Raw genomic sequence first — 25,729 nt, 5'->3', positions numbered from 1 at the left:
GGCCGGGAGAGCGAAAGCGCCGCCCGGGACCACGAGGTGCGGCCCCGGGCGAGGGGCTGGTCAGCCCTTGCGGGGGAACCAGCCGGTCACGGCCGGTTCGGTGTTCTCATAGATGTGCTTGGACTCGGTGTACTCCTCGAGACCGGTGGGGCCCAGCTCGCGGCCCACGCCGGACATCTTGAAGCCGCCCCACTCCGCCTGCGGCAGGTAGGGGTGGAAGTCGTTGATCCAGATGGTGCCGTGGCGCAGCCGCCGCGAGACCCGGTTCGCGATCCCGGAGTTCGAGGTCCACACCGCGCCGGCCAGGCCGTACTCGGTGTTGTTGGCGATCGCGATCGCCTCCTCCTCGGTGGAGAAGGTCTCGACCGTGATGACGGGGCCGAAGCCCTCCTCGACCACGGCGGGGTTCTCCGCGGTGCACCGGTCCAGGATGGTCGGCGCGTAGAAGTAGCCCTGCTCGAGCTCCGCGCCGCCCCAGTGGTTGCCCGTGCGCAGCCGGCCCCCGGCCTCGATGCCGCGCTTCACGTAGTCGGTGACCTTGTCGCGGTGCTCCTTCGAGATCAGGGGCCCGGTCTCGGCCTTCTCGTCCAGGGGGCCGCCCATGACGATGCCCTCGGCGCGGGCCACCAGGTCATCGACGAACTGCTCGGCGATCGTGTCCTGCAGGATCAGGCGCGTGCCAGCGGAGCAGAGCAGACCGGAGTCCATGAAGGCGGCGTTCAGCGCATTGTCGAGCGCGGCCTCGTAGTCGGCGTCGGCGAAGATCACGTTGGGGTTCTTCCCGCCGAGCTCGAGGGCGACCTTCTTGATGCTCTCGGCGGCAGAGGCGGCGATCTTCCGGCCGGTGACCAGGCCGCCGGTGAAGGAGACCAGGTCGATCTCCGGGTGCGAGGACAGCGGGGCGCCGACCACGGCGCCGGAGCCGAGCACCAGGTTCGCCACCCCGGCGGGCAGGCCCAGCTTGTCCATCACGTCCACGATCAGGATCGTGGTGTGCGGGGTGAGCTCCGCGGGCTTGATGATGAAGGAGTTGCCGGCGGCCAGGGCCGGGGCGATCTTCCATGCGGCCTGCAGCAGCGGGAAGTTCCAGGGCGTGATCATGCCGCACACGCCGATCGGCTCGTGCACCACGCGCGAGATCACGCTGTCGTCCCCGGCGTCGACCAGGCGGCCCGGGTTCTGGCCCGCGACCTTCCCGAAGTAGCGGAAGCAGGCGGTGATGTCGTCCATGTCGCCCTCGGCCTCGACCAGGCGCTTGCCGGTGTCGAAGGCCTCGGCGCGGGCGAACTCCGCCTTGCGCTCCTGGAGCTGGTCGGCGACCTGCAGCAGGAAGTCGCCGCGCTCGGAGGCCGGCTTGTCGGCCCACACGCGGGACTCGAAGGCCGCACGGGCCGCGAGGATCGCGCGGTCGACGTCCTCGGCGCTCGCCTCGGAGACGACGCCGACCTCGGACTGGTCCGCGGGGCAGATGACGGTGCGGGTCTCGCCGGTGGACGAGGGCACCCACTTCCCGTCGATGAACAGGGTGGCGATGCTGTCAGTCATTGCTCTCCTTCGTGGTCTTCGTCGTCGTGGTCGTCGTCCCGGGCTCGTCGGTGACGGGTGTGGGATCGGTCGGGTGATCGTGCGTGTTCGTCGGATCGTGCTGATCAGAGTGGTCGATCTGATCCGTGTCGAGCCAGGTGTCGGGTGCGCTGACCGCGATGGTGCCGGTCGCGGTGCCGATCTCCTGGCTCATGGTGAGGTACATGATGTGGGCATCGTAGGAGTCCAGGACGTCGGATATGACCTGATCCTTGGTGTACCCCATGATGTCGCGGCCGCGGGAGCCCAGCATCGAGAAGATCTCGAGGCGGAAGTAGACGTCGCGCACGGTGGCGAGGTTCGCGGCGAAGCTCGGCACCGAGTAGGCGACGGGATAGGCCTGGTACTTGAAGTCCTCCGCGTCGGGGAAGGTGACCACCAGGTCCACGAACGGGACCGTGCTGTCGGGGTGGTCACCGCGGTGGCAGGAGACGTCGGCACCGAGCTTGGTGAGCTCCGCGGCGACCTCCTCGATGGCGGGCGCGGCGACGGTCTCCACGAAGCTGCGGGCCTTCTCCTCGTCCGCGTAGGACATGCGATGGGACAGGCGCTGGCGCCAGGATCCACGATCGCCCCCGTCGGCCTCCCGCACGCGGCTGGTGAGCAGCGCGGGCAGTGCGGCCCGACGGGACTCGAGGTTCATGCTCTCCGTCTTCAGCACCTTCCACAGGCTGTACATGACCAGGTACAGCATCACCGACAGCGGCAGCCCGACCACCACGGTCGCGGCCTGCAGCGTGTAGACGCCGTTGATGAACAGCATCACCAGAGTCAGTGCGCCGGTGATCACGGCCCACACGATGCGCAGCCACGGCGGACCGTCCGAATCATTCATCGAGGCCTTGGACGTCATGTTCGCCATCACCAGCGAGCCGGAATCCGCCGAGGTGGTGTAGAAGAACAGACCTGTGAGCAGAGCGAGGGAGACGGTGAAGGTCGCCCCCGGGTACTGCTCGAGCAGGTTGAAGAAGCCGGATTCGGGCTGGTTCACGGCAAGATCGAGGAACTCTGCATCCCCGAAGAAGCTCAGGGCCGCGTTGCCGAAGATCGAGACCCACAGCAGGATGAAGGCGAAGGGGATCAGCAGCACGCCCACCACGAACTGGCGCAGCGTGCGGCCGCGGGAGATGCGCGCGAGGAACAGGCTCACGAAGGGCGCCCAGGCGATCCACCACGCCCAGAAGAACAGCGTCCAGTCGGCCATCCACTGATCGGAGGGGTAGTCGGTCGCCCCCTCGCTGTAGGCGAAGGTGTTCATCAGCATCGAGGGGAACCGCGAGAAGAAGTCGCCGATGTTCTGCACCAGGGCGTTGAGCAGCTCGTGCGTGCTGCCCGAGAACAGCACCCAGAGCATCAGCACCAGGGCCAGGATCACGTTGAGCTCGGAGAGCCGACGGATCCCCTTGTCCACGCCGGAGACGGTCGAGAGGATCGTGATGAACACGGCCAGCGCCATGAGCGCGATCTGCACCGCCATCGAGTTCGGGATGCCGAACAGGGCGGAGAGACCGAAGTTCAGGAACACGACGCCGATGCCGAGCGACACCGAGATGCCGAAGATGGTGCCGATCGTCGCGCCGATCTCGGCGACGTGGCCCACGGCGCCGTGGATCCGCTTGCCGAAGATCGGGGCCAGGGCAGAGCGGATCGACAGCGGCAGGTGATACCGATAGGCGAAGAGCCCGAAGGCCATTCCCATCAGCGCATACATCGCCCAGCCGGGGATCCCGTAGTGGAAGATCGTCCAGATCGTCGCCATCCGGGCGGCCTCGTCCGAGCCGGCAGGGACGTCCGGCGGGGTGAGGAAGTTCGTGGCCGGTCCGGAGATCCCGAAGAACATGAGGTCCACGCCGATGCCGGCCGCGAACAGCATGGCCGCCCACGTGAACATGTTGTACTTCGGCAGCGAATGGTCCGGACCCATCCGGGTCCCGCCCACCCTGGAGAAGGCGACGATCAGCACGAACACCACGACGATGCCGGCGGTGAGGACGTAGTACCAGCCGAAGTTGGTCGCGATCCAGGCCATCGATCCGAAGATGACGGTCTCGGCGGTGCTCGGCCAGATCGCTGCGAACAGCACGAACGCGACGATGATCGTGGCGGTGCCGATGAACACGGGCCAGTTGACGGCCGAATGGGTGCCCGCAGCGCCGGTGCCGGTCGGAGATCCCGCTCCGCTCCCGCCGGGGTCGTTCCCGGTGCCTGGGGATTCTGCGGGGCGAGGGGACTTGGCGGCCTCGGCCATCACGGTCCTTTCGATCGACGTGCGAGCGGAGCGGACCGGTTCGCGCGAGCGAGCAGGCCCGGCGGTGGGACGGTGTCGGCGGCCGATGACTCTCCACCGGGCCGCGGACAACTTAATACCCTAGGTTCACCGGTGGAAAGGGTCCACTGGACATCCAGCTGGGTGACACAACAGTCAGGGGGAACGCACGAGAATGCACGCCGTCGTCGGCGTGGTGGGCTCCAGCGGTATGGCTCCCAGAGTGCCGTGGTCGCGGCCCCGTGTCCAGAGGCAGGTCCGGGAGCATGGTGCGAGCCTTGTGGTGCGCCGGCACCGAGGTGAGGGCTCCGCGCCGGGCGGGCGCCGGGGGATGAGCGGATTCTCCTGCCGTGGATCCGGGATTGTCGCAGAGCGCGGGAGTTGCATTCGCAAGGTGATTCCTGCCGGTGGTGTCCGGGAATTCTCCGCGGTCCGTCGCGCGTTTCCGTCGCACAATTCATCTCCTCGCACGGCCGACGGCTGCGATCACGGGGCGGCATCATGGGCCCGATCATGTGGGCACAATGGAGCGTGACCAGGACGCCTTCCCGCCTCGCCGTACGAGCAGACAGTGCGATCTCCGGGCTCTCCCCAGGCTATTTCGCCCTGGTGATGGCGACCGGAATCCTGTCGGTCGCGTTGCATGAAGCCGGGCTCCTGGGTCCCTCACAGGTCGCGCTCGCGCTCGCCGTGGTGGCATACCTGGTGCTCGTGGCTCTCTTCGTGGCCCGCGCGATCCGCCACGGCCGACGGATGCTCGGCGATGCCAGGAATCCCGAGACGGCCTTCGGGTTCTTCACGGTCGTCGCCGCCACCGGGGTGCTGGCGGCCGGTCTTCAGGGCAATGGTCTGGGGGGCCTCTCCATCGGTCTGCTGATCGTGGCGGCCGCGATCTGGCTGGTGCTGGGCTATGTGCTGCCCTGGCAGGTGCTCATGATGCGGGACGGCGAGCCGATCCTCGCCCGCACCAACGGCACCTGGTTCATCTGGTCCGTGGCCTCGCAGTCCCTCGCCGTCGGCCTCTCCGGCCTGCATCCCACCACGCCGCGCCTCGCCGACCTGCTCGGCATCGCCACCGTGATGGCCTGGTCGGTGGGCACGATCCTCTACGTCGGGATCGCCGTGCTGGTGATCCTGCGGGTGGTGCACCACGGCATCACCCCGCAGCAGTTCGAGCCGCCGTACTGGGTGGCGATGGGTGCGCTGGCGATCTCCGTGGTCGCCGGGGCGAGCATCGTGGGCATGGGCTCGGTGCCGATGGTCGACGCCGCCCGGGGGCTCATCGGCGGCACCGTCGTCGTCTTCTGGTGCTTCGCGGCGTGGCTGGTGCCCCTGCTGGTCGGTGCCGGGATCTGGCGCCACCTGAACCATCGCATCCCGCTGCGCTACACCCCGGCCCTGTGGTCGATGGTGTTCCCGCTGGGCATGTTCGCCGTCGCCTCGATGCGGCTGGGGCGCGTGGAGCACATGCCGGCGGTCGAGACGATCGGGGCGGGGTTCCTCGTTGTCGCCCTGCTCGCCTGGCTGCTGGTCGCTGCGGGTCTCGCCGTGACGATCGGACGAGGGGCACGGCGTGGTCCCGTCGGACGCTGAGGTCCCGTCCCGATGGCGTCCCGTTCCGCTGACGACCGGTCGGCCGCCGACGCCCTCGATGTCGGGCGCCGCACGATGGCGGTGCCTGCCCTGGCGGCGTAGCCTGGTTCCTGCACGCGCCCGGGCCGGATCTCTCGACGTCGAGGACCACTCATGGATGATAACCCTGCACCACGCACCGCACAGCCGCTGCTCGTCGACTTCATCCTCTCGCTGGACGGCTGCGCCGCCGGCGAGGGCTGGCCGGGCTGGTGGGGACTCCAGAGCGACGAGTACCTCGACTGGCTCGCCGGGGAGCCCGACTACGTCTCCTTGATGGGAGCGACCACCTACCGGCTGATGTCCGAGATGGGGCAGCAGGCCGAGCAGATCGAGATCTCCGAGGAGGAGAAGGCAAGCTTCGAGGAGATGGCTCAGCTGCCGAAGGTGGTCTTCTCCTCGACGCTCCAGGAGCCGCTCGCCTGGCCGAACACCACCTTGATCAGCGCCGACGCGGTCGAGGCGGTGCGGGAGCTGAAGCAGACCTCGTCCCTCCCGCTGACCACCGTGGGCAGCATCCGCCTCAGCCACTCCTTGATGAAGGCCGGTCTCGTGGACCGGTTCCGGGTGATCCTGTTCCCCGTGATCACGGGCCGCACCGGCCTCGAGCGCATCTGGGACCGCTTCGAGGACTTCGGCCTGGAGCTCACGGAGGCGCGCACCTTCGCCGGCGGTCTCCAGCTGCTCGAGTACGTACCGACCTATCTGCCGGAACCTCCCGGCACCGCCTGGGAGCGCTGAGCGATGACGACGGATGCTGCCGGGAACGCAGGACGACCGCCGGTGGTGGACATGACCACCTGGCAGGAGGTCCGGGACGAGCTGCTGGTGCGCGAGAAGGCGCATACCCACGAGGGGGATGCGATCGCGGCGGCGAGACGATGGCTGCCCATGGTGGAGATCGACGGCGGCGTCGAGGTGGTGGGCCAGGACGGCCCGGTGCCCTTCCGGGACCTGTTCGAGGGCCGCGATCGGCTCGTGGTCTACCAGCACATGTGGCACGACGGAGCCCCGCATCAGGGCCAGTGCGAAGGCTGCACCACCACGGCTTGGCACCTGCAGGACGTCACCTATCTCCACGCCCATGACGTCTCCCTGGCGATCCTCACCACGGGGCCATGGGAGGAGGTCGCGCCGTACACCGAGTTCATGGGATACACCCAGGTGCCCTGGTACTCGGTGCGCACGCTCGACGAACCCGTCGGCGGCGAGATGGGCTACCTCGCGAGCTTCCTGCGCGACGGGGATCGCGTGTTCCTCACCTACCGCACCACCGGTCGGGGCAACGAACGCGTCAACGTCGCCATGGGCCTGCTCGACATGACCACCTACGGGCGCGGCGAGAGCTGGGAGGACACCCCCGAGGGCTGGCCGGAGGGTCGCCATGCCTGCTGGTCCTGGCGCACCGACGCCGAGGGGAACTCCACCGGGGGAGGGACCAGCCGGCCCGTGCCGCAGTGGACCCGGCCCGGCGCCGCCCCCGTGACGACGCTCGGCCGGCATGGGGCCCACTGACCGTTGCCGCGCTGCGATGTCAGCCCCGGGCTGCGCCGCGGAGTGCCGAGTCGCGCAGGGAAGGGCCGAGACGCGCCGGGGAGTGCCGAGACGCGCCGGACCGGCGAATCAGTCGACCTGGATCTCTCCCATGGGACCCCAGCCGTCGCTCTCGATCTGCTGGGAGATGATCTGCGGCGTGGCCTCGAGGTACTGCGGGAACTCCTGCTGCATCGTGGCGAAGTGCGGGGAGTTCACGTGGGGTCCGGCGCCCTCGTCGGTGAACGCCTCGATGAGCACATAGGTGTTGGGCTCCTTGACGCTGCGCGACCACTCGAACCACAGGTTGCCCGGCTCGGCGAGCGTGGTCTCGGTGAACTCGCGGGAGAGCTCGGGCCACTGGTCCGCGAACTCGGGCTTCACGGGGAACTTCACGTTGATGAGGATCATGATCAGGTCCTTCCGGGACGAAGAGATGAGTGGGGCGGCCTGCCTGTCCCGCAACCAGGCCGATAGAGCCATTCTCGCAGGGCAGGAACGCCTCCGGCCACCGCGATCGCCCGGGCGATCGCGGTGCCGAGGAGTTGCCCTCGGCCGGTGATCAGTCCTCCGTGAGGCCCGTGTCGCCGGGATCGGAGTGCCCGGAGTGGATCGTCTGCGGGGTCAAGGCGCGGATGAAGAAGGCTCCGATGAGTCCCAGCAGGCTGAAGCCGCCGGCCACGATGAACGCGACGTTCACGCCGTGGATCGGACCCTGTGCCCCATGGGTCGCGGGGTCCAGCGCGGCAGAGGTCATCACGGTGACCAGCACGGCGGTTCCCACGGACGCGGCGATCTGGCGCAGCGTGTTGTTCAGGGCCGTGCCGTGGGGGATGAGGTGCTGCGGCAGCTGGTTCAGGGCGGCGGTGGTGACCGGCATGATCACCATGGCCGTGCCGAACATGCGGAAGGCGTTGACGATCGCGATGTAGGCGAACGTGGTGGTCGGGGTGAGAGTGGCGAGCAGGAACGTCGTGACCGTCACCAGGGCGAAGCCGATGATGGCCAGCCACTTGGCCCCGAAGCGGTCGAAGATCCGCCCCGTCACTGGGGACATCAGGCCCATCGCCACGGCGCCGGGCAGCAGCACGAGACCGGAGTCCATCGCACTGTGCTCGGTCATGTTCTGCATGTACAGCGGGATCATCAGCATCCCGCCGATCATCGCCATGAACACGAGCATGCCCAGCACGGTGCCGAGGGTGAACATGCGGAAGCGCAGAACGCGGAACTCGAGGATCGGCTGCTCGAGGCGTCCCTGGCGGCGGATGAACCACACCAGCGAGACCACGCCGACCGCGAGGGAGATGAGCACCTCGGGACTGCCCCATCCGGTGTTCCCCGCGGTGCCGAGGCCGAAGAGCAGGCCACCGAAACCGAACGTGGACAGGACGATCGACAGCACGTCCAGCCGCGGGTGGGTGCGCTCGGTGACGTTCTTGAGGATGAACGACGCGACGATGATGTCGATGATCGCGATCGGCACCAGCATGATGAACAGCGTCTGCCAGGGCAGGTGATCCACGATCCAGCCCGAGAGGCTGGGGCCGATCGCCGGGGCGAAGGCGATCACGAGGCCGAAGGTGCCCATCGCCGAGCCGCGCTTCTCGAGCGGGAACACGGCGAACAGGATCGTCTGCATCAGCGGCATGATGATGCCGCCGCCGGCCGCCTGGACGACACGGCCGATCAGCAGCACCGAGAAGGCCGGCGCGAGGGCGCAGATCACCGTACCGATCGTGAACAGGCCCATCGCCGCGAAGAACAGCGACCGGGTGGTGAACTTCTGGATCAGGAACGCGGTGATCGGGATCATGATGCCGTTGACCAGCATGAAGATCGTGGTGACCCACTGCGCGGAGTTCGCGGTGATGTCGAAGTCGCGCATGAATTCCGGCAGTGCAGTGTTCAGTAACGTCTGGTTCAGGATGACGATGAACGCTCCTGAGACCAGCGTCGCGAGCACGACGTTCCGGTTGAACGGGGCGGGTGCGCCGCTCTCCCTTGTCACATCGACGCCTCTCCGTCTCGGTTCTCTCGCTCGATGCGGCCCGTCGCAGGCTGAGCTGCGGCGAGCCGTCCTTTCGCACACTAGGGCCGATCTTGCATCCACTGCAACTATCTCGCCGAGCGTGTGGCATTGTGCGGTGCCCGGGTGACATGGCACGCAGGCACGACGCACTCCCCAGACCGGTGCCGCAGCCCTGGCGAGGGCGGCGGCACCGGTCGGGGGAGTCAGCGGATACTGCTGGCTTGTGGGTCAGGAGCGAGAGGTTCGTTCCTCAGAGCGTGATCGTGTCCTCGAACGCGCTCTCAGAGGTTGATCGTGACGTCGCCCTTCTCGCGCAGATCCTTCGCCATCGTCGTCGCCGCCTCGCCCTGCTGCTGGGAGGTCGCCTGATCGGCCAGCTGGTCCTTGACGTCCTCGAAGGGCGGGACCTCGCCCTGCTGGCCGCCGGACTGCTCCTGCTGGGCGACGAGCTGGTCGTACTGCGTCTTGAGCTCCTCGTCGCTCGGCTTCTTGATATCGGCTTCCTGCTCGATGTACGTCGTCAGGGTGAACTGGGAGGCGGCGTCCTTGCGCACGTCGTCCTCGCTCATGCCCTGCTGCTCCAGGGCCTTGACGACCTCGTCGGCGGAGCCCATGCCGTTCTGTGCGGCGATGTCCTCGAGCGTGGCGTCGATGTCCTTGTCGGAGGCCTTGATGCCGGCGTCCGAGGCTGCCTGCAGCAGAAGGCGGTTGTCGACCAGCTGGCCGGCGACCTGCTTCTTCAGGTCGGCCTGGTTGATCTCCTGGCCGGTGGACTGCTGCTGCATCGAGGCCTGCTGGAACTGGGGCTCGTAGGCCTTGACGAACTCGTCCTTGGAGATCTTCTCCCCGTTGACCTCGGCGACGACGTCGGGGACGTCGGAGGTGTCGGCCTCGGGCATCGCCTGCTCGCCGCCGGGCTGAGGGGCGCCTCCGCCATCACTAGCGGCGGCTGGCTGCTCGCCGCCGCCGTCGCTGGCGCCCGACGGGGCAGCCTTGTCGTCGCTGCACCCGGTGAGGGCGAGGACGGCGGCGAACGAGATGGCGACGAAAGAGTTGCGGAGCTTCGAGGTGCTGGGGACCTTCACTGTGCCTCCTGAGATTGAGCGGCGCGGGCGACGCTACGCCCCGAAACCTGACATCGCGTTGCAGGACCGCTCAGAGACCGGTCAGGAACTCGCGTTCCGTGGGTAGTGTCACGAAAGGGTAACGGCTGGAGTTGCTCGCGGGGAAGGAGCGCGGGCTTCCGGCTCCGTTTCTCATAAGGCCGGGACGCGGATGCAGAGCCCACCTAGGGTGTCAGGCATGGATCTGAGGACAGCGACGGATTGCGGCAACTCGCCACGGATGGCGCTCGTCGCCGAGGTCATCACGGCCTGGGCATCGGGGGATGACGCCCTTGTGCAGGAGTGGCTCGCCGTCGACGCCCGCTGGATCCTGGTCGGTGCGCAGGATCCGGGGGACGCCGCGAGCAGCGCTGACGGGGACACTGCCGGCAGTGACAGCAACGGCGACACCAAGAACACCAGCACCAACGACAGCGCCAGTGACAGCCCGAAGGGCGCGATCGTCCCGCCGCCGTTCGACGCCGACCACGGCGAGATCCTCACCGTCCTCAGTCACGGTCGGCACGCCGCCTGCGACGGCTATCTCGTGCGTGGTGAGGAACGCGTGGACTTCTGCCACGTGATCCGCTTCGCGGGCGCCACGAAGACGGCGAAGATCCGCGAGATCCGCACCTACCTGCTGCCTGCCGCCTGAGGCCGACGACGTGAAGAGCCGACGACGCCATGAGGCGGCGGCGCGATGAGGTGGAGACGCCACGAGGCGACGACGTGACGACGTGACGACGTGACGACGCGACGACGCGACGACGCGGAGAGAGCAGGACAGCACGATGCCCGGCACCGCCCGTCGAGAGGGAGGTGCCGGGCATCGTGGCCTGTGGCGTCGGGCCGGATCAGTACCCGATGGACTTCAGGTACTCGCGGGAGTCGCGGATGCAGTCCATCGGGTCGCGCCCGTAGGTGTCGTCCTGCTCGATGAGGAAGTACTCGGCGCCGGCCTTCTCGGCCGCCGGCAGCAGCTCCGGCCAGTTCATGTTGCCCTGGCCCACCTCGGCGAACTGACCGAGGGACAGGAAGGCGCTGTAGAACTCCTTCATGTCGATCTCCTTCGCCTCGAACTTTCGGTAGACCTCCGCGTCCAGAGGGGCTACCCGGAAGTCCTTGACGTGGATGAGCTTGCAGGCGCCTGAGTAGGCGGCCAGCATGTCCAGCGGAGCCATGCCGCCGCGCTGGACCCAGTGGAGGTCCACCTCGAACAGCAGGGACGGGGCCACCCGACGCACGATGTCGAATATCCGCTCACCCTCGAACTGGATGAGATCCACGTGGTGGTTGTGATAGCACAGCGTCACGCCCTGCTCGGCGAGGCGGGCGGCGTAGGGCTCGACCGAGGCTGCCCACTCCTCGCAGGCCTGCTTCGAGGTCATGGCCTCGAAGGGCATCATGCCGATGCGCAGGAAGCGCGAGCCGGTCTTCGTGCAGGCCTCGACGGCGCGCTCGAACTCGGTCTCGAGGGCGAAGCCGTTGCCACCGGGGGCGATCGAGGCGCTCATGGCGGCGGTCTCGACGCCGAAGTCCGCCTTGCCGCGCACGAGGTCGTCGATGAGCTCGTCGGTCATCTCCACCTGGGAGACCTCGACGGCGTCGATGTCGAGCTCGCGCACATCGCGCAGCACCTCGTACATCCCCTTCTCGTTGATCTGGTCCTTGAGCATCATGAGCTGGAGTCCGAGCACGGGCATAGGTGTTCTCCTTGGAGTCATCGGGCGGCGCCTGGGACGCGCGGTCCGGGTGGTGCGGTGGTCGTGCGGCCGACGGGCGTCATTCGCGGTCGGCCGTGTGCAGTCGGTGCGGGCCCGGGGAGGCGTGCTGGTGCTCGCCTCCCCGGGCCCGCTGCGCGATCAGGAGCGGACGGGGAACTCGCCCTCGGCCTCGATGCGCTTGTTGAGCTCGGCGAGGTACTCGTCGGCCGGGTAGTCGACCAGGTCGATCTCGCGTCCGGTCCAGGCCGACAGCTGCATGCCCGAGGCCAGGCGCACGCCGTTGATGCCCTCGGCGCCGTCGGCGATCAGCGGGGTGCCGTCGTTGACGTGCGCGGCGAAGTTGGTCAGCACGCTGATGTGCTGCTGGCCCCAGGCCGACTCGTAGTCCTTCTCCTCGACGGTGTAGACCTCGGAGGGGTCCATCTCGCCGCGGAAGAGCTTGGCGACGTCCTGCATCGTCATCTTGTCGCTCAGGGAGCGCTCGTCCTCCTGGAGGCGGGTGATGGTCACCTTCTTCGAGGCGTCCACGATGACCTTGCCCTTGTCGAACAGCATCTCCAGGCGGTCGGTGCCGATGATGTCGTTCGTGGAGGTCATGAAGTGCCCGGTGGCGCCGTCGCCGAAGTCGACGAGAGCGTTGACCTCGTCCTCGGTGGCGATGTCGCGCTGGAAGCCGAAGGCGAGCTTCGCGAAGACCTTCTTCGGGGTGCCGCACAGCCACTGCCACAGGTCCAGCTGGTGGGGAGCCTGGTTCACGAGCACGCCGCCGCCCTCGCCGCCCCAGGTCGCACGCCAGGCCGACTGGTCGTAGTAGCCCTGCGGACGCCACCAGGTGGTGATGATCCACGAGGTGTGGCGCAGCGTGCCCAGCTCGCCGGAGTCGATCAGCGCCTTCAGATCCGTGTAGACGGGGTTGGTGCGCTGGTTGAACATGATGGCGAAGGTGGTCTCGGGGTGAGCGGCCGCGAAGTCGTTCATCTCCTCGACCTGCTTGGTGTAGACGCCGGCCGGCTTCTCAGTGAGGGTGTGGATGCCCTTGCCGATCGCGGTGATGGTCATCTCCGAGTGCAGGAAGTGCGGCACGGTGGTGACGACGGCGTCGACGTCGCCAGAGTCGAGCATCGCGATGTAGTCGTCGAAGAAGGGGATTCCCGCGTGCTTCTCCGCGGCGAGGTCCTTCTTGGCCGGGTCGATATCGGCGATCGCGCCGAGGGTCATGCCCTCGATCTTGCCGTCGGCGAGCAGCCCGGCGTACATGCCGCCCTGGGCGCCCAGTCCGATGATGCCGAGCCGTACTGACTTCTCTGTCTTCTCCGACATGGTGTCTCCTGTCTACGGTGAAAGGTTCTGACCCGCGGGGCGGGCCGAGGAAATCGGTGGTTGTGCCGCGCTGGCGGTATCGGGGGTACGAGGTCGTCGCTGACCCCTCGAAAGGACCGCCGACGACGGGGTTCAGGAGTGCGAGCTCTGGGACTCGTGCTTGGCCGCCAGTGTCGCAACATTCTCGTCGACGCGCTTCTTGGACAGCGGGTACCAGAAGATCAGCGCCAACAGGGAGACCAGCAGCAGCAGCGCCGGAAGCAGTGTGGCGAGGGAGTAGATCCCGTCGAGCACCTGATCCGTCTGGATGATGTGCTCACCGGCGGTGGATACGTAGCCGATCCACGTCAGCGCCCACCCGGTGAGGCCGCCGGCGACGGCCTGGCCGAGCTTACGGGCCCAGGAGTAGGTGGCGTACACGGTCGCGTCATTGCGCTCCCCGGTGCGAATCTCCTGGAAGTCGATCACATCGGTGATGAACGCCCAGATCAGATGTTCAGGCAGGCGACGCCGAGCATGAGCACCGCGTAGCCGAACATGAAGAAATATGGACTGTCTGTGCGCACGACGAACAGCACCAGGCCGGCGACGACGGCGAGCAGCAAGCCGACCATGCCGATCTCCTTCTTACCGACGGCCCCGGCAAGCCTGGCCGCGACGGGGACCATCAGCAGGGTCGGAGCGAGGCCCACAAAATTCACGGCGCTGAGCAGCTGGCCGTCGTTGAAGTATTCGTTGAACAGGAAAGGCATGATCGTACCGAGCGTCATGAAGGCGACCAGCATAAACAGCGAGCTGGCGATCATGCCGGTCAGGGCGCGGTTCGTGACCAAGGTGCCCATCGTCTTCGCGAAACCCATGCGCTCCTCCTTGGGCTTCGGCGGGGTCGTGATGCGCTCCTCGACGTTGGCGAAGCACATCAGGTAGCAGACGATGGCGAGTACGCCGCAGCCGGCGGCGGCCAGCATCATTCGGGTGCCGGAGAGTTCGGACTGGCCGTCGATCTGGACGAACACGATCAGCGGCAGGACCACGGAGATGGCGAGATTCGCCAGCGTCGCACCGAGCGAGCGGAACACGGACAGTGAAGCGCGCTCGCCGGCCTTGTTGGAGATGACCGAGGCCATCGAGCCGTAGGGGATGTTGATCAGGGTGTAGAAGACTGAGCCCCACAGGACATAGGTGACGACCATCCAGGCCAGGCGCATGCCGTAGCTGCCGTCCTGCAGGAACGGGGAGAACATGAGGAAGGAGGCCCCAGCGACCGGGATCATGATGCGCAGCAACCAGGGCTTGAAGCGGCCGCTCCGCCCGGGTCGCAGGGTGTCGACCAGGCGGCCGGAGCCGATGTCGGTGAAGGCGTCGAGGATGCGTGCGGCGAACAGCAGGGTGCCGACGTGGGCGGCGCTGATGCCCATCACGTTGGTGTAGAAGATCAGGAAGAACGTGGACTGCAGGATGAACGTGAAGTCGTTCCCGAAGTCTCCGAACATGTAGCCGATCTTGTCCCGGAGGCTGAACGGGCGCTTCGCCACGGCGGTGGATCCGACGGGCGGCGGCGATACGGACGGCAACGGCGTCCCCGTGTGATTGGTGCTCATCGTTGTGCTCCTTCAGTCTCATCCTTGAGTGGCGCGGCGATCACACGCATCACGGTGCGGATGAAGGCTCTGGGTCGCCATGGTCGCCGTGGCTGAGGCAGCCGTACGGAACGAGTGATTCGAGTCTGGCCGCGACGGGTGAAAGCTGGTGCTTCTTGCCACGAGTTGCACGGTGATGGAACGGGTGCCAAGGAGATGCGCAGACGGTATATCGCGTATCGCGGGTCTCTCACCTGTGCATCTGCAAGGCGGAGGTGTCGTCATCTCAATAGTGATGTGTGTTGCACGTTGTGGAATGGCCCAAGTTGCCATTGGTTGCCGCGCGGGCTGGGTGTGCACCCCTGCGTGGAGTGCAGTGGTGCTCGAGGAGCGCGTCGACCGTTGATCGATCCGGAACCCGGAACCCGGAGCACGGCGCTCGGCGCCCGGGACCTGGAATCAGGAACCCGGATCCCAGAGTCAGGAGGCACGACGACGGACGGCCGGGCCACCCTGAGGGTGACCCGGCCGTCCGGGGGAGTGCGGTGTGACCGCAGGTGCGGCGCGTGCGCCGCGGAAGGATCAGTAGAGGTTCAGGAAGGTCTGCAGGACCTTCACGGTGTCCCCATCGATCTCGTCGGAGCCGTTCTGGGTGGCGCCGATCTCGTGCTGCAGGCCGGCCACGGTGTTCTCGCCGATCTTGCCGTCCTGGTCGGTCTTGGCCCAGCCCTGGAGCGCGAGGGTGGTCTCCTCGTTCATGTCACCGGTCTGCTCCACGCCCAGCCAATCCTGGAGGGCGGTGATGGTGTTGGTGCCCATCTTGCCGTCGACATCGAGCGTGCCGGCCACGGAGAGATCCGCGGAGGCATGCGAGCCGGCGTCGGACTGCTTGGGAGCCTCGGCCTGAGCGGCGGGCTTCTCGGCCTGCTGCTTCTTCTCGGTCTCCTTGGTGAAGCCGTTGTCGTCGCAGTTGTCCGCGATGCCGTCGCCGTTGCAGCTCCAGTCGCCCTGCTTCTCGGCCGGAGCGGCGGGCTTCTGAGCCTTCTGCTTCGGAGCCTCCTGCTGCTTCGGGGCCTCCTGCTGCTTCTGCTCGGTCTGCTTCGGAGCCTGCTGCTTCTTCTCGGTCTCCTTGGTGAAGCCGTTGTCATCGCAGTTGTCCGCGATGCCGTCGCCGTTGCAGCTCCAGTCGCCCTGCTTCTCGGCGGGCTTGCGATCGTTGGAACGATCGGCCTTGCGCTCGGAGTCGCGGTTCGAGGTGGAGTCGGAGCTGCCGCTGTCCGCAGACGGGGCGTTGGAGGTGTCCGCGCCCCCCGTGAGGCTGACGCCGCAGGTGGGCCAGGCGCCCTTGCCCTGCGTGGCGAGCACCTTCTCGGCGATGGCGATCTGCTGGCTCTTCGAGGCCTGGTCGGCGGTCGAGGCGTACTGCGTGCCGCCGAAGCCCTCCCAGGTCGACTGGGAGAACTGCAGGCCGCCGTAGTAGCCGTTGCCGGTGTTGATCGACCAGTTGCCGCCGGACTCGCAGGCGGCGACGCTGTCCCAGCCGCCGGCAGCGTTCGCGGCGCCGCCGGTGGCGAGCATGCCGGTGGCGACGAGTGCGCCCCCGGCGAGGCCGACAGCCGTGCGGGTCATGCTGCGGCGGAGCGTGGCGGTCTTCGGGGTCCGAATGGCGTGTGTGTTGTGCGGGGACATAGACACGTCCTTTCACATATCTCGCGGGGGTCGCGCCTCCCGTGGATAGCACGGTCGTCGCGTCGCGTATCTCGCGTCTGCTGAACGATGGCCACCGTACGGGGGCGGTCCCCCCTCGAAGCAAGGGTGTCGGCCCGAACTGACCGAGCCTTTACATAGACCGGAAGCAGGGATGACCTTTCTTCGCTCGCTCGACTGATCCGCTGACCTGCGGCGATGATGCTCTTCCTGCACGTGGGAGCGGGGATGGGACCTGAGTCACCCGGTGTCTGGTAGGTCACGGGATGGTCACGACGATCGTGAGCCAGGCCTCGGAGGCGGGCCGGAACGGGCAGCGCGCGCGCAGGTGCCGGGCCCCGATGCCCCGGTCTCTTCGCTCCGACCTGCCCGGCAGGAATATCCTGGGCGCATGGAGCAGAACATCTTCGACGCCGCTGGCGGGATGGACGCCATGAGGAGCATCGCGAGGTGCTGGCACGATCTGGCGGTGACCGACCCGGTGGTGGCTCACGCGTTCTCCCACGGGTATGCCGCGGACCATGAGGAGCGGCTGGCGACCTACCTGGCCCAGGCGCTCGGAGGCCCCTCTGCCTACACCGAGTCCTACGGTGCGCCCGCACACATGGATCGCCTCCATGCGGGGAACGGCATCCACGAGGATTTCGACGAGGCGGGAATCGCCGTCTTCGCACGCGCCGTGGCCCAGGCAGGCATCCCCGACCCTGCGGCCACCGCGATCGTGGAGTACTGGACCTGGATGACCCGTGACGTTCTGAACCGGTATCCCGCTGCGTCGGTGGCCGTTCCCTCCGATGCTCCCGTCCACACCTGGACCTGGGACGGGCCGAGCGCGCCCGGCGACTGACCCCTTCCCCGCGCCCCGTATTCCGCACCCCGTCGGCCTGGGCCACCGCGTCCGGCTCCCTCTACGCTTCGTCCATGAGGCTCGCTCTGCTCGTCGTCGCCGTGGTGTCGTCCGTACATCTTGGCGCCCAGCTGCTCGGTGCGGTGATGATCTCGGGCGTCACGCAGGTCCTGCTGATGCCCGCCCTCGCCATGGTGCTCTGGACGGGCACGACGGCCCCGCGGGGCCGTCTGGTGGTCCTGACGCTGGGAGCTCTGGGTCTGTCCTGGGTGGGGGATGCCGTGCCCCGTCTCCTGCCGGAGAGCCAGTCCTTCGTCGGGATGCTGGCGGCTTTCCTGGTCGCGCACCTGCTGTATGCGGCGGCTTTCTGGCCCAGGCGCCACCGTTCGGTGCTCGCGCGGCCTTCGCTGCTGGTCCCGTATGTCGCCGCTGCCGTGCTGATCTGCGCGCTGTGTGCGGGGCAGGCTGGGCCGTTGCTGCCCGCGATCATCGTCTATGCGGCGGCGATCGTGATCATGGCCGTGCTCGCGACGGGCCTCGGCGCGCGCGCCGGCATCGGGGGCGCCGTCTTCGTCGTCTCCGATTCCCTGATCGCCCTGGACGCCTTCGGGGTGCTCACCCTGCCCGTCCAGGGGTTCTGGGTGATGAGCACCTACATGCTCGCCCAGCTGCTGCTGGTGCTCTCGGTGCGTCGCGTCGCCGCAGAGCCCCGTCCGACCCGGGTGGCACGCACCGGGTGAGTGCGCGGCTCCCTGGGGGACGAGGACGGCTCCCCACGGATGATCCGTGAGGAGCCGTCGAAGCCGTGCGGGGTCAGCTCACGCGCTCGGCGCGAGCCTGCTCGCGCTCAAGGCGCTTGGCCTTCTTGGTCGCGCGGACCCTCTCCTCCTCGGCGACGGTGATGACGTTGCCGTTGGGATCGGTCGCGACCGTGCCGTCCTCCCGGGTGACGAGCAGGCCGTCGGGCTGCTCATCGGACCGCTCTCCCCGCTCGTTGAAGCGCACCCGCTGCGCATGGACCGCGTGGGCGTCGGACAGCAGCTCTGTCACGTTGCGCTCAGAGACCACCAGGTCCTGGAACTTCGCAGGGAGCCCCTCGATGATCCGCTCGTGCTCGAGCATCCGCTCGTACATCTCATCGCGCCGGCTCTCGAAGCTCTCGTAGGTCATCTCCTGGTAGGCGACGGCCTCGCGATGCGCGTTGTTGACCGCGGCCTGCGCGCGTCCCTTGGGGGACACCAGGGAGATGAGGACGGTCACCGCGAGGGTCACGATGATGACGCTCAGGGAGAGGCCCGTGGTGACCTCGGGGACGTTCAGCGGCTCGCCGCCGTTGATGAACGGCAGCTCGTTCTCGTGCAGGGCGTGCAGGACCAGCTTCACGCCGATGAAGGCGAGGATGATCGAGAGGCCGTAGGAGAGATAGACGAGCCGGTCCAGCAGGCCGTCGATGAGGAAGAACATCTGGCGCAGGCCCAGCAGCGAGAATGCCGTCGCGGTGAACACGATGAACGTGGTCTGGGTGAGGCCGAAGATCGCCGGGATCGAGTCGAGGGCGAACAGCAGGTCGGTGCCGCCGATGGCGACCATGACCAGCAGCATCGGAGTGAGGACGCGCTTGCCGTTCTCGATGGTGAACAGCTTGTCGCCATCGAACTCGTCGCTCGCCGGCAGAACCTTCTTGACCAGGCGGACGAAGATGCCGTCCTTCTGCTCCTCGTCCTCGTCGGCGTCCCCGCTGACCTCGTCGATGATCATCTTGACCGCTGTGTACAGCAGGAACGCTCCGAAGATGTAGAACGCGAACGACAGACGATCGATCGCCACGGCGCCGATGGCGATCATGCCGCCACGGGCGATGATCGCGAACGCGATGCCGAACAGCAGCACCTTCTGCTGATCCTGACGGGGCACCGCGAAGGCGCCCAGGATGATGAGGAAGACGAAGAGGTTGTCGACCGAGAGCGCCAGCTCGGTGACCCAGCCGGCGAAGAACTCGGTGCCCATCGTGGGGCCCCCGACGACGAACACCGTGATCCCGAACAGGAGCGCGATGCCTTGGTAGATCCCGGTCCAGAGTGCGGCCTCGCCGATCGTGGGGATGTGCGCCTTGCGGACGTGGAAGACGTAGTCGAAGGCCAGGAGACCGAGGATCAGGACGATCGTCAGGATCCAGATGACAGGGGGGACGGACATAGTGCTGCTTTCGGGTCGCGGAATGGACCCGGGTCTCTCCACCTGCCGAGACCCCCGACAGGCCGCTGCGCCCGGAGTGCCGACGGCGGCCCTCGTGATGACGTGCACAGCGTGGCGGATACTCCCCCGTTGCCATCGAAGAGTCTACACAGCCGCCTCGAGAGCGTCTGAAGGCCCCGTCGGCGCCGTAGAGCAAGCAGCAGAGCCCGCAGATCCGGGCGTGGGAGCATCCACGCGCCGGTCCTACGGGCTCTGCTGCCGGTCCGGTCCCGGCGTCAGCGGTCCTCGACCGCGTCCTTCAGCTCGTCCTTGTCCATGGTCGAGCGGCCCTCGACGCCCTGTCGCTTGGCGTCCTCGTAGAGCTGGTCCTTGGTGCGGCCCTGCGGGCCCGAGTGGGAACGCTCCCCGCCGCGCTCCGACGGGGACTTGTCCTGTGTGGAGGTCTTGCTCGACTCCTCGGACTCACCCTCCTGGGCACGCGTCTTGTTGACCGTCCGGGCGGCGATCTCCTCGGCCTCATCCTCCGATCGTCCCTGATCGATCTGGCTCTTCTTGACGTGGTCGTACTGACGCTCTCGCTTGGCGTTCCATGCTTCCGGCATGTCGTCCCACCTCTCTCGATCCGTGGTCCCGGCGTGCGCAGCATCCGCGCGGATCCTGCTCCTCCATCGTGGGCGGCGACGTGCGGCCCGTCGAGGAGTCGGACCGGACGGTCCTGCCGCGCCGTCACTCCCGTCGGGAGTCTCCCGTCATGCTGCCGATGCTGTTGGAGGGCGTGCTGTCATCGCGCCAGCGCAGCAGCGCCCCGACGCCTTCGGGGATCCCGGCCGCATCCTCCGGGAGGGCGGAGACGGCGGCATCGGTGAGCAGCGACTGTCGCAGCAGCTCCTCGATACCGGCGGGGGCGTTCCCGGTGACGAAGATCAGCTCCTCCACCTGGCCTCTGCCCAGGGCCTGGGCCACTTCGGCGGAGCCGCCGACGGACGCTCCGTCGCGGGCCTGGCTCTCATGGAACCGCTCCGCCAGATCCTGCTGACGGTCGGCGACGAACTGCTCGGTGGCGCGCACCAGCTCCTCGCGGAACGAGCCGCGGTCGAAGGCGACGCCGCGGGTGCCGCCGGGGACCTCGATCACCCGCTCCCGGCTCTCCCGGCCCAGCGCGTCCTTGAGCAGACCCACCGCCCGGACGTCGCCGCTGAGCATGAGCATGTCGGGGGAGTGCTCGCGCAGCAGCCTCTCGACGGTCGAGGCCACGGCATCGGCATTGCGCTCCCAGGAGTCCTCGACCCGTGCCTCGAAGTTGCTGCCGCGCCACCCGTGCTGGGTGCCTCCGCCGGCATGCGCCTTGTGCAGCTCGTCGTGGCCGCCCTCGACGTGGGCGTCCTCACCGAGGTCGTTCGGTCCGTGCGCGATCGAGGGGTTGTCCGGGGCGCGCAGGTGGAGATCCGCTCCGGCGCGGTCCACGACGATCAGGAGCTGGCTGACGGCGAAGGGGATCAGCTGCATCAGGGGCAGCAGCTGGGGGTGGTCGCCTCGGTGCGCGGATTCCTGCAGCGGCGGTGCCGCCAGCACGCGATCCACGAGGATCTCCGCATCGGTGGCCAGGACGGTGCGACCGTTCCGTCCGCCGACGGGCGACGGGGCCAGGACGGTCTCCTCGATCTGCTCCAGGATCACGTCCGGCGTGCCGGAGGAGGAGAGCTCCGAGCGCATCCGGGCCCAGCGGGCCTCCAGCTCGCCGGCGGCGTTCGGATCGGTGCGGGTCGTGTCCAGGTGGACCGATGTGATCGGGCCGGGGGTTTCGAGGGCCGACTTCAGCCAGGGCAGTTTCACGGATGACCTCCTGCGTGCTGGACGTGCGGGGACCGAGCTCCCAGCTCGGCCTCATTGCGCCGCGTGGGTCATGTCACCTTTCCATGCGGGAGGGTCAGCCGCAAGCGCAACGGCGAAGCGTCCGACGATTCGTCCGACGACCCGACCGACGACTCGACGGATGACCCGACCGACGACGCGACCGGTGAGCCGACCGGCGAGCCCGATGTCAGGCACCAGCTCCCGGGCGGTGGGGTGCTCGCGCCGTCAGCGGGCCTGCTCCGCCTCGTGCAGAAGGCCGCCGAGGTAACGGGCGATGCGACGTGCGGCGGAGACCTCGAGACCCGCTTCGACGTCCGGGTTGTAGTTGGTGTTCGTGTTGACGTCGTACGTGACGGTGCGCCCATCGGTCGTCGTCATGTACTCGATGCCGGCGATCTCGATCCCGAGGTCCGTCAGCAGGGCTGCGTATCGCTGGATCAGCGGGTCCTCGGCACTGACCTCGGGGCGGAGTCGGAACATCGGCTCGGGGGCGACGCCGTCGTCTCCTGCGCCGGGCAGGGCGCAGGCCTCGGCGGGGCACAGCTCGAACCCGCCGGCCGAGGTGTCCACGCGGACCGCGCAGACGAACTGCCCGCCCACGAACTCGGCGCGCGTGATGGCGGGCTCGGAGGCGACCAGCAGCTCCTGCAGCAGGGTGATGCCGTCGGCCGCCTGCTCGAAGTCCTCCCCACGCACATAGGCGGCGAAGGACCCGTGGTCATCGAAGCGACGCACCCCGAGGCCCTTGCCGCCCTGGTTGTGCTTGGTGATGAAGGGCGCCTCGATGTCCTGCGCGGCGCCGATCAGGCCGTCGCGGCCGAACACCGCGATGGTGCGGGGCACGTCGAAGCCGGCGCGTCGCAGGGTCGCATGCTGGATGACCTTGCTGACCTCGAGATCGGCGACATGCTGCCCATTGACCACGCGTCGGCCCCAGGAGGCGGCCCAGGCGGTGATCGACCGCGCCGCGTCCTTCGCGAGGGGAGCGCCGCGGGTGTGCGAGGAGGCGCTGAGCCGGGACCAGATCACGCCGCGCGGCGGTTCCGCGTCCAGGTCGAGGGTTCCGTCGCCGAGGTGCCATTCCACGAGCGGGACCCCCTCGGCCTCGAAGGCGCGACGGAACGGCGGGATCCACTCCGGGTTGTCGTGCAGCACGTGCACGGCGGCGGACGAGCTGGACATCAGTTCTCCTTGGGGGCTTCAGAAGGCGGACTATCAGCCTAGTGGCCCGAGGGGTCGAGCGCGGCAGGAGCCCCGATGGCCCGCCCAGCGCGCCGAGACGTGCCGCGGAGGGAGGGGGCAGCTGCTGCGCTCGAGGCCGCTGGGGTCGCGGTGTCCCCGCGCCCCGGCGTTCCGGTCATCGGCTGCTCTGCGGTGCGGGTCGGACGCGGTGACGGCCGATGGGGAGCACCAGGGGGAGCCCGGAGACGGGGTCGTCGATGACCCGGCTGGTCAGACCGAACACCTCCTGGACGCCCTCCTCGGTGAGGACCTCGGCGGGCGGGCCGCTGGCTCGGACTGCGCCCGCGGAGATCATGACCAGCTGGTCGCTGTACCGTGCGGCGAGATTCAGGTCGTGCAGCACCATGACGATCGTGATCCCGCGCGCGCTGTTCAGGTCCGTCAGCAGATCCAGCACCTCGACCTGATGACTGACGTCCAGGAAGGTGGTGGGTTCGTCCAGCAGCAGCACATCGGTGTCCTGGGCGAGGGCCATGGCGATCCAGACCCGCTGGCGCTGGCCGCCCGAGAGCTCGTCGACCGGGCGGTCCGCGAGCTCGGCGGAGCGGGTCGTGTCCAGCGCCGCCGCCACGGCCTCGTCGTCCGCAGCGCTCCAGCGGGAGAAGATCCCCTGGTGGGGGTGGCGCCCCCTGCCCACGAGATCCGCGACGGTGATCCCCTCGGGAGTGATCGGGGACTGCGGGAGCAGGCCCAGGGTGCGTGCCAGCTGCTTGGCGGGCATGCGGTGCACCTGCTCCCCGTCCAGGAGCACCTGTCCGCTGCGCGGGGTGAGCAGGCGCGACATGGAGCGCAGCAGGGTGGATTTGCCCGACGCGTTGGCTCCCACGATCGAGGTGACCCTGCCGGGCAGCACCGACAGGTCGAGGCCCTCGATCACGGTGCGGTCGCCGTAGCCGAGGGTCAAGTCCTCCACGCGCAGGGTGTGGTCGGTGGTCATAGGGAGCTCCCTCGACGGTTCACGCGGATGATGAGATAGATCAGGTACGGCGCTCCGAGCACGCCGGTGACGACGCCGACCGGATAGCGGGTGCCGGTGGCGTACTGGCCCACGAGGTCCGCGCTCAGCACCAGCAGTGCGCCGACCAGCGCGGCGGGCACCAGGGCGGAGGAGCCCGGGCCGACGATCCTCGCGGCGATCGGCCCGGACAGGAACGCGACGAACGCGATCGGCCCGCACGCCGCGGTGGCGAAGGCGATGAGGCCGACGGCGGACACGACGACGATCAACCGGGTGCGGTCGACCCGCACGCCGAGCGCCTGCGCGGCGTCGTCCCCGAGCTCGGTGACGCGCAGTTCCTTCGCGCGCGACAGCAGCACGGGGGAGAGCACCACGAGAGCGCCGAGCACCGGCAGCGCCTGGTCCCAGGAGGTGTTGTTCAGGCTGCCGGTGAGCCAGCGCAGCGCTTCCTGCAGATCCCATTGCCCGGCCTTGGACAGCACCCAGTCCGTGACCGACTGCAGCATCGCCGCGATACCGATCCCGACCAGGATCAGCCGGGTCCCGGCCACCCCTCCGCGATACGACAGGGCATAGATCAGCACGGCCACGCCGAGCCCGGCGAGGATCGCGAGCAGGGACACGGCCGTGCCCGAGAGCCCCAGGATGACGATGCCGAAGGCCGCGGCGGCGCTCGCCCCGGAGGAGATCCCGATGATGTCCGGGCTGGCGAGGGGGTTCCGCAGCATGGTCTGGAAAGTCACCCCGCCCAGCCCGAAGCAGGCTCCGGCGAGCGCCGCGAGCACCGCTCGGGGCAGGCGCAGGGTGCCCACGGTGAAGGATGCGCCCGGCACGTCCTGGCCGGCGAGCACCCGCACCACATCGCTCGCCGGGTAGACGGTGCGCCCGACCATGAGGGAGAGGCAGAACACGGCGAGGATGAGCAGCGAGAGCACGCCGATCGTGGCGAGCGCACGGGCACGGCGACGGCGTCGGACCGTGCGCACCCGGTCGAGGGTCCGCCCGGCGGGCACGGTCGAGGTCGAGGGCAGGGTTGAGGGCGAGGGCGCGGATGAGCTCGCGGCGGTGGCGTCGCGGGTGGTGGTGCTCATAGGCCCGTCAGCTTCTGCCGGCGCACGATGGCGAGGAAGAACGGGGCACCGAGGAGCGCGGTGACGATGCCGACGTCGAGCTCGGCGGGTCGCGAGACGATCCGACCGAGCACGTCGGCCGCTGTCAGCAGAGCAGCACCGGTGACGGCGCTGAAGGGCAGCAGCCACCGGTGGTCCACACCGATCAGCAGTCGGCAGGCGTGCGGGACCACGAGGCCGACGAATCCGATCGGCCCGGTCACCGCGGTCGCTGCGCCGCAGAGCACCACGGCGCCGAGCGCAGCGACCGCCCGGGTGAGCCCCACGCGCTCGCCGAGACCGGCGGCGAGCTCGTCGCCGAGGGCCAGGGTGTTCAACCCGCGGGCGCTGAGCAGGGCCAGGGCGAGCCCGGCGAGGAGGAACGGCGCCACCTGCTGCAGCGAGGCATAGGTGCCGCCGCCGACGCCGCCGATCTGCCACGAGCGCACGCTGTCGCCGATGTCGGAGCGTGGAAGCACGACGGCACTGATGAAGGAGGTCAGGGCCGCTCCGGTGGCGGCTCCGGCCAGGGCGAGCTTGAGCGGGGTGGCGCCGCCCCGGCCGAGGGAGCCCAGCACGTACACCAGCACCGCGGTGGCCGCGGCGCCGACGATCGCGACCCAGATGTAGCTCGAGGCGGCGGTGAGCCCGAAGTGGGCGATGCCGATCACCACGGCGAGCGAAGCCCCGGTGTTGATGCCGAGGATCCCCGGATCCGCGAGCGGGTTGCGGGTCACGCCCTGCATGACGGCCCCGGAGACGCCGAGGGCGGCCCCGGCGGCCACGGCGAGCAGGGTGCGGGGGATGCGCTTGGCGACCGCTGCCGGGCCGAAGCCGTCGGTCGAGCCGCCGAGCGCGGCGAGGATGTCGTCGAGGCCCACGTCGCGCGAGCCGATGGTCACCGAGAGCGCCAGGAGGGCGGTGAGGGCCACCAGGGTGATGAGCAGCCAGAGCGTGCGAATCCGGGACCCCCGCCGCAGCAGAGCGGCGGTGGTCCCGGGCACGGCGGTCGCGGTACGTGTCATGGCAGGAGCGTCAGGGA

23 protein-coding genes are annotated in these 25,729 nt (G+C 68.5%); 6 read left to right on the top strand and 17 right to left on the bottom strand.

The genetic code is table 11. From position 1 onward, the window contains the following. Positions 1-60: 60 nt before the first annotated feature. The gene (locus ABD093_RS07335; protein ID WP_343923414.1) at positions 61-1,545 is read right to left on the bottom strand and encodes an aldehyde dehydrogenase family protein; all 1,485 of its coding nucleotides are present in this window, start codon (positions 1,543-1,545) and stop codon (positions 61-63) included. Next, positions 1,538-3,832 (bottom strand): choline BCCT transporter BetT, encoded by a 2,295-nt coding sequence (betT, locus tag ABD093_RS07330; protein ID WP_343923413.1) that lies wholly within the window; start codon positions 3,830-3,832, stop codon positions 1,538-1,540. Before betT ends, ABD093_RS07335 begins: the two co-directional genes overlap by 8 nt. A gap of 549 nt (positions 3,833-4,381) precedes the next feature. Between betT and ABD093_RS07325 the strand changes: the two genes are divergently transcribed. The 3 genes from ABD093_RS07325 to ABD093_RS07315 all read left to right on the top strand — a co-directional run bounded on the left by ABD093_RS07325 (position 4,382) and on the right by ABD093_RS07315 (position 6,997). Then, positions 4,382-5,443: a tellurite resistance/C4-dicarboxylate transporter family protein gene (locus tag ABD093_RS07325; RefSeq protein WP_343923412.1), complete on the top strand. Its 1,062-nt coding sequence runs from the start codon at positions 4,382-4,384 to the stop codon at positions 5,441-5,443. Between the two features lie 153 nt (positions 5,444-5,596). Then, the gene (locus ABD093_RS07320; protein WP_193117910.1) at positions 5,597-6,223 is read left to right on the top strand and encodes a dihydrofolate reductase family protein; all 627 of its coding nucleotides are present in this window, start codon (positions 5,597-5,599) and stop codon (positions 6,221-6,223) included. Between the two features lie 3 nt (positions 6,224-6,226). Beyond that, on the top strand, positions 6,227-6,997 hold the full coding sequence (locus ABD093_RS07315) for a DUF899 family protein (RefSeq protein ID WP_343923411.1): 771 nt from the start codon (positions 6,227-6,229) through the stop codon (positions 6,995-6,997). A gap of 108 nt (positions 6,998-7,105) precedes the next feature. On the opposite strand, the gene ABD093_RS07310 is transcribed toward ABD093_RS07315, so the two are convergent. From ABD093_RS07310 to ABD093_RS07300, 3 genes are all read right to left on the bottom strand, one after another. Beyond that, positions 7,106-7,426: a putative quinol monooxygenase gene (locus ABD093_RS07310; RefSeq protein ID WP_193117912.1), complete on the bottom strand. Its 321-nt coding sequence runs from the start codon at positions 7,424-7,426 to the stop codon at positions 7,106-7,108. A 151-nt stretch (positions 7,427-7,577) separates the two neighbouring features. Beyond that, the gene (locus ABD093_RS07305; RefSeq protein ID WP_193117913.1) at positions 7,578-9,026 is read right to left on the bottom strand and encodes an MDR family MFS transporter; all 1,449 of its coding nucleotides are present in this window, start codon (positions 9,024-9,026) and stop codon (positions 7,578-7,580) included. 302 nt (positions 9,027-9,328) lie between these two features. Further along, positions 9,329-10,132 carry a SurA N-terminal domain-containing protein gene (locus ABD093_RS07300; protein WP_193117914.1) on the bottom strand — a complete coding sequence of 268 codons (804 nt, stop codon included), beginning with the start codon at positions 10,130-10,132 and terminating at the stop codon, positions 9,329-9,331. A gap of 217 nt (positions 10,133-10,349) precedes the next feature. Here ABD093_RS07300 and ABD093_RS07295 point away from each other — a divergent pair, with 217 nt between their 5' ends. Next, complete coding sequence (locus ABD093_RS07295) at positions 10,350-10,805, top strand: hypothetical protein (protein ID WP_193117915.1); 456 nt, start codon at positions 10,350-10,352, stop codon at positions 10,803-10,805. Positions 10,806-11,004: 199 nt separating this feature from the next. Here the strand turns inward: ABD093_RS07295 and ABD093_RS07290 are convergent, their stop codons facing one another. The 5 genes from ABD093_RS07290 to ABD093_RS07270 all read right to left on the bottom strand — a co-directional run bounded on the left by ABD093_RS07290 (position 11,005) and on the right by ABD093_RS07270 (position 16,403). Then, positions 11,005-11,853 (bottom strand): sugar phosphate isomerase/epimerase family protein, encoded by an 849-nt coding sequence (locus ABD093_RS07290; RefSeq protein WP_343923410.1) that lies wholly within the window; start codon positions 11,851-11,853, stop codon positions 11,005-11,007. A 159-nt stretch (positions 11,854-12,012) separates the two neighbouring features. After that, entirely contained in the window at positions 12,013-13,194 is a 1,182-nt protein-coding gene (locus tag ABD093_RS07285; protein ID WP_343923409.1) for a Gfo/Idh/MocA family protein, read from the bottom strand. A 132-nt stretch (positions 13,195-13,326) separates the two neighbouring features. Continuing rightward, on the bottom strand, positions 13,327-13,662 hold the full coding sequence (locus tag ABD093_RS07280) for an MFS transporter (RefSeq protein ID WP_343923408.1): 336 nt from the start codon (positions 13,660-13,662) through the stop codon (positions 13,327-13,329). Between the two features lie 20 nt (positions 13,663-13,682). Continuing rightward, positions 13,683-14,795 (bottom strand): MFS transporter, encoded by a 1,113-nt coding sequence (locus tag ABD093_RS07275; RefSeq protein ID WP_343923407.1) that lies wholly within the window; start codon positions 14,793-14,795, stop codon positions 13,683-13,685. 561 nt (positions 14,796-15,356) lie between these two features. Further along, positions 15,357-16,403 (bottom strand): transglycosylase family protein, encoded by a 1,047-nt coding sequence (locus ABD093_RS07270; protein ID WP_226850359.1) that lies wholly within the window; start codon positions 16,401-16,403, stop codon positions 15,357-15,359. Positions 16,404-16,872: 469 nt separating this feature from the next. Between ABD093_RS07270 and ABD093_RS07265 the strand changes: the two genes are divergently transcribed. Then, a complete protein-coding gene (locus ABD093_RS07265) occupies positions 16,873-17,328 on the top strand; it encodes a globin domain-containing protein (RefSeq protein WP_193117920.1) in 456 nt (151 codons plus the stop codon). A gap of 74 nt (positions 17,329-17,402) precedes the next feature. After that, positions 17,403-18,068: a lysoplasmalogenase gene (locus ABD093_RS07260; RefSeq protein WP_193117921.1), complete on the top strand. Its 666-nt coding sequence runs from the start codon at positions 17,403-17,405 to the stop codon at positions 18,066-18,068. 73 nt (positions 18,069-18,141) lie between these two features. Here ABD093_RS07260 and ABD093_RS07255 read toward each other — a convergent pair whose 3' ends face one another. From ABD093_RS07255 to ABD093_RS07225, 7 genes are all read right to left on the bottom strand, one after another. Further along, a complete protein-coding gene (locus ABD093_RS07255) occupies positions 18,142-19,524 on the bottom strand; it encodes a TerC family protein (protein ID WP_343923406.1) in 1,383 nt (460 codons plus the stop codon). Between the two features lie 275 nt (positions 19,525-19,799). Further along, positions 19,800-20,126: a plasmid stabilization protein gene (locus ABD093_RS07250; RefSeq protein ID WP_096164471.1), complete on the bottom strand. Its 327-nt coding sequence runs from the start codon at positions 20,124-20,126 to the stop codon at positions 19,800-19,802. A gap of 124 nt (positions 20,127-20,250) precedes the next feature. Further along, entirely contained in the window at positions 20,251-21,357 is a 1,107-nt protein-coding gene (locus ABD093_RS07245) for a baeRF2 domain-containing protein (RefSeq protein ID WP_096164472.1), read from the bottom strand. Positions 21,358-21,603: 246 nt separating this feature from the next. Then, positions 21,604-22,560 carry an ATP-grasp domain-containing protein gene (locus ABD093_RS07240; protein ID WP_096164473.1) on the bottom strand — a complete coding sequence of 319 codons (957 nt, stop codon included), beginning with the start codon at positions 22,558-22,560 and terminating at the stop codon, positions 21,604-21,606. Between the two features lie 175 nt (positions 22,561-22,735). Continuing rightward, positions 22,736-23,557, bottom strand: a complete 822-nt coding sequence (locus ABD093_RS07235) for an ABC transporter ATP-binding protein (RefSeq protein WP_096164474.1) — start codon at positions 23,555-23,557, stop codon at positions 22,736-22,738. After that, complete coding sequence (locus ABD093_RS07230; protein WP_096164475.1) at positions 23,554-24,669, bottom strand: FecCD family ABC transporter permease; 1,116 nt, start codon at positions 24,667-24,669, stop codon at positions 23,554-23,556. Before ABD093_RS07230 ends, ABD093_RS07235 begins: the two co-directional genes overlap by 4 nt. Continuing rightward, the gene (locus ABD093_RS07225) at positions 24,666-25,712 is read right to left on the bottom strand and encodes a FecCD family ABC transporter permease (RefSeq protein ID WP_096197001.1); all 1,047 of its coding nucleotides are present in this window, start codon (positions 25,710-25,712) and stop codon (positions 24,666-24,668) included. The genes ABD093_RS07230 and ABD093_RS07225 overlap by 4 nt, the downstream gene beginning before the upstream one ends. Between the last annotated feature and the right edge of the window lie 17 nt (positions 25,713-25,729).

Source organism: Brachybacterium tyrofermentans, assembly GCF_039526165.1.
In the GTDB taxonomy this organism is placed as follows: Bacteria; Actinomycetota; Actinomycetes; order Actinomycetales; family Dermabacteraceae; genus Brachybacterium; species Brachybacterium tyrofermentans.
This window is presented reverse-complemented; position numbering and strand designations above follow the sequence as displayed.